Consider the following 3,463-nt stretch of genomic DNA (forward strand, 5'->3'; position numbering starts at 1 on the left):
TGCATTATGTACTTGATGTCATCGCCGACTGGCCTGTGAACCGGGTGGGTGCTCTGCTCCCGTGGCGGGTTACTCTGCCTGCCTGACCAGCTTCACTTCGTCAATACGGTTCTCACTGCACGCTTACGAAGCACTCAAAGACGAGCAGTTCTTCTGTGAAGAGCAAGGTGCGCCTTTTACCAAACATAATGACATGCAGGTTCTACAGCGCCGCTATGAAAAGCAACAAGTAGAAGCCGATGAATACACCAAAGACTGGATAGCGTGCTTCGAGCTAATCAGCAAAATCATTCACGTCGAGGAAGCCCGAAACGATGACGACACCAAAGATAAATTGATTGCAGTAGGGAATGAACAAGATATTAGCCATGCCTTGAAATTCGTTGAAACAGAGTCTGAGTTACTGCACTTATCCCTTCTATGTGACGATGCCGAATTCTTCCCTGACTTGCAGGATGAATTGCGTAAGACGCCTGCTATTGAAAAGCGCTCCCGCCAACTTAGTCGTGCTCTGATGAAGAAAGGCTTTGAGCCTATCTTTATGGAAATGGATGAAAAACAGCAGCTAATCGCTGGTAATGCCATGCTACGCCAAATGGCAAAGATAGCCGACCCTGACGATAAAATGGAAGGCTACCGTAAAGTGGCTAATTACATCGAAGCGGGTGAATACCTGTCTAATCACAAGCTATTTAACGCTGGCATGAATGCACTGTCGGATAAAGCCTTACGCTTAGAAAATCTCACCCAACCTGCGCTATTGGAGGGTTAATGGACATTAATATTGATATCATCTTGGCTGACTTAAAAGACGACAAAGTGCCAAGAACCCAAAAAAACCTAGATAAGCTTAACGACATCCTGAAAGCCTATGCAGGATCGGGGCAGCGTGATTTCTCCATTGCACAAATGGGGCGAGTATCAGCAGCAGAGGGTGGCCCAGGTTACGAAGCGTTACGAGCAACCAAAAACAAGCACTACCGCACCTTGATTGAAGCATGGGCAGCAAAGTGCAAAACAACCACCAAAAAGCCGTTATCGCCAACCTCACGCTCTAAGTCTGTTCCACAGGATAACAAGCTACTTGAGCGTATTCCAGACCCTGCGGTACGGGCTTTGTTTGGTCAGATTATTGCCGAGCGCAACCGTTATCGCAAAGAGGTTAATCTGCTAAAACAGCACGCGAATATTACCATTGATAAGCGTCCTGTACGTCAGTTTGATGCAAGCGCAGAGCCGAGTGTTGAAGTCTTGCCTTCACTATCTGGCATCTTGACCGAATCTGAGAAGAACGCCTTAGCCTACGCTATCTCTGACGAATGTATGGAAAAACATAACTGGCAAACCACACAAGCAGGCCAAGTAAAAGACATGGAATACAACACAGAAATATTCCCTAGAGGCTTTGCGACAGGTCTACGCAAGTTGTTAGGTGAGGTAGATGATTAATGGCGAACGGTCAGCAAAGAGCGCAGCAAAACCTCGAAGCATTTGAAGTATGGCAAGCCACTCAAACTGATGATGACTTTAAGCAAATCGCCTTTAAAGGCAAGCTCAACCGCATCGAAGTAGCAAAAGGGGTTGGTTGCGGTAAGTCTGCCCTTAACCAAAATCCTACGCTTAGAAAAGCGCTCAAGGCATTAGAAGACAAACTGCGTGATAAAGGTATACTCCCGCCACTGACCGAATCTGCAAGGAACAATACCGACAAACCAAAGCAATACGACAACACGGCTAATCGCAAGCTGCTCGACTCAAAACGAGTATCGACCTTAGAAGCTGAAAACATTGAGCTAAAAGCCAAAGTTAAAGAGCTGGAAGGTAAACTGGAGCGGTTTGGCGAACTGAATGAAACCTTGTCAGAAATGGGGTTTATGCCACGATGAAATTTACACTCCATCAAGACCAAATGCGTGTCACGAGCATTCCGTACAGCTCTACCAAAATGGTGATATTCAGTGGCGTGCCACTGAAAAAAAACTCACACAAAACCAATAGCGGCAAGTATTACGTCACCATCAAAGCTGATCCAGATGCCATCCCCGTTCAACCAGCCCTCGGCCAGCACTGGTCAGTGAAGGGAACTCGTTTGGTAGAGGAAGTAGAAACAGGTGATTTCGTGATGCAGCAGCATACCTATGAATCACCAGAGCACATCGAATGCAGCCTGCCAGAAACGGGTGAACAGCTTATTCGCTTTATTGCCAGAGAAAGTGATTTCAAAGGTATCGGTGAAAGTAAAGCTAGAGCACTTTGGGAACTGTTAGGAAAGGATTTTCACCCAACGGTTAGAAAAGACACTCATGAATCAAGAGAGCGCCTTAGAAGTGTCCTGAGTGAAGATTCTATCAATGCGTTATTTGAGGGTTACGCCAAATATAAGAATCTGGCCTACTGCAACTGGATGACCGAACACAAGATACCAGCAAGTATTCAGCAGCGCTTATTGAAGCATCATGGAGAAGAGTCCATTGAGGCTATTAAACAAAATCCGTATGTCCTTATTGGGTTTGGAATGTCGTTTACGGATGTCGATAAACTGGTTAATTTTGACCAGTTTAAGATCACAGTTTGTGATCACCGCAGACTAAGTGCCGCACTTGAAACCGCGATTCGAAAAGAGATTGAGAAAGGCCACACCTATACAACTCAAGCGTGTTTACGCCCATACCTAACCAAATTGCTCAAAGATAAGGAACTGGTGACGGAAGCGTTTAAAGCAGGTCACAATAAAGCGCAATACATCCTAAACCCTGACACTGGCTCTTATCATCCAACCGCCCAGTTGTTGATGGAAAATGTCGTTGCCAAACGACTTAAAGCACTAGCTAATCAAAACAACCTTTATGACGAAGTTGCAAATTCTGCATATTGCTCTTCGGTTGATGAATTACCATACGAGCTAACCAAGAAACAGATTGAAGCAGTGACAACGTGTTTGGATAACGCCGTGAGCTGTATTACGGGCGGAGCTGGCACAGGTAAAACCACAGTCCTTAGAACCGCACTTCGAGCCTACCATCAAATGGGATTTGAAATACATGCAGTAGCACTGAGTGGCCGAGCTGCTATGCGCTTGCATGAGTCAATTGGCTTTATCACCTCAACTATCGCTAAGTTATTACGTAGAGAACCTATTGAGCCAAGTTCAGACCAGCCAAAGCATTTACTGGTAATAGATGAAGCCAGTATGATTGACTTGCCAACCATGTATCGCCTGGTCAACCATATTCACCCATCGGTTCGTATTATCTTTACTGGCGACCCTGACCAGTTACCACCTATAGGGTGCGGCAAGGTTTTGGCTGATATCGTTCTATCAAAAGCCATTGCTAAGGCACTGTTGCAAATAGTCGGTGGTGATAAACTTATCATCCCCTTTTGCTGATGGAGCTGCACATGAACCCATTCAAAGGCCGGCATTTTCAGCGTGACATCATTCTGTGGGCCGTACGCTGGTACT

The 3,463-nt window shown here is 45.8% G+C and carries 5 protein-coding genes; all 5 read left to right on the forward strand.

The features are described 5' to 3' along the window. The coding region (locus tag OOJ59_RS28320; protein ID WP_235635113.1) for a hypothetical protein at window positions 1-86 on the forward strand (86 nt) is incomplete at its 5' end. Beyond that, the gene (locus tag OOJ59_RS27615) at window positions 62-772 is read left to right on the forward strand and encodes a hypothetical protein (protein ID WP_227639148.1); all 711 of its coding nucleotides are present in this window, start codon (window positions 62-64) and stop codon (window positions 770-772) included. The genes OOJ59_RS28320 and OOJ59_RS27615, both read left to right, overlap by 25 nt. After that, window positions 772-1,449, forward strand: a complete 678-nt coding sequence (gene gmtX, locus OOJ59_RS27620; protein WP_016807538.1) for a gamma-mobile-trio protein GmtX — start codon at window positions 772-774, stop codon at window positions 1,447-1,449. The genes OOJ59_RS27615 and gmtX overlap by 1 nt, the downstream gene beginning before the upstream one ends. Continuing rightward, the gene (locus OOJ59_RS27625; RefSeq protein WP_016807539.1) at window positions 1,449-1,886 is read left to right on the forward strand and encodes a VPA1267 family protein; all 438 of its coding nucleotides are present in this window, start codon (window positions 1,449-1,451) and stop codon (window positions 1,884-1,886) included. The genes gmtX and OOJ59_RS27625 overlap by 1 nt, the downstream gene beginning before the upstream one ends. Continuing rightward, window positions 1,883-3,388, forward strand: coding sequence for an AAA family ATPase (locus OOJ59_RS27630; protein ID WP_075262227.1), 1,506 nt, complete (start codon window positions 1,883-1,885; stop codon window positions 3,386-3,388). Before OOJ59_RS27625 ends, OOJ59_RS27630 begins: the two co-directional genes overlap by 4 nt. Window positions 3,389-3,463 lie beyond the last annotated feature (75 nt).

This window comes from Citrobacter sp. W9 (genome assembly GCF_026719375.1).
GTDB classification, from domain to species: domain Bacteria; phylum Pseudomonadota; class Gammaproteobacteria; order Enterobacterales; family Enterobacteriaceae; genus Citrobacter; species Citrobacter werkmanii.

Excerpts from the sequence above, each read along its gene's own strand:
- gmtX (WP_016807538.1), top strand. The coding sequence starts at position 772 with ATGGACATTAATATTGATATCATCTTGGCTGACTTAAAAGACGACAAA.
- OOJ59_RS27625 (WP_016807539.1), top strand. The coding sequence starts at position 1,449 with ATGGCGAACGGTCAGCAAAGAGCGCAGCAAAACCTCGAAGCATTTGAA.
- OOJ59_RS27630 (WP_075262227.1), top strand. The coding sequence starts at position 1,883 with ATGAAATTTACACTCCATCAAGACCAAATGCGTGTCACGAGCATTCCG.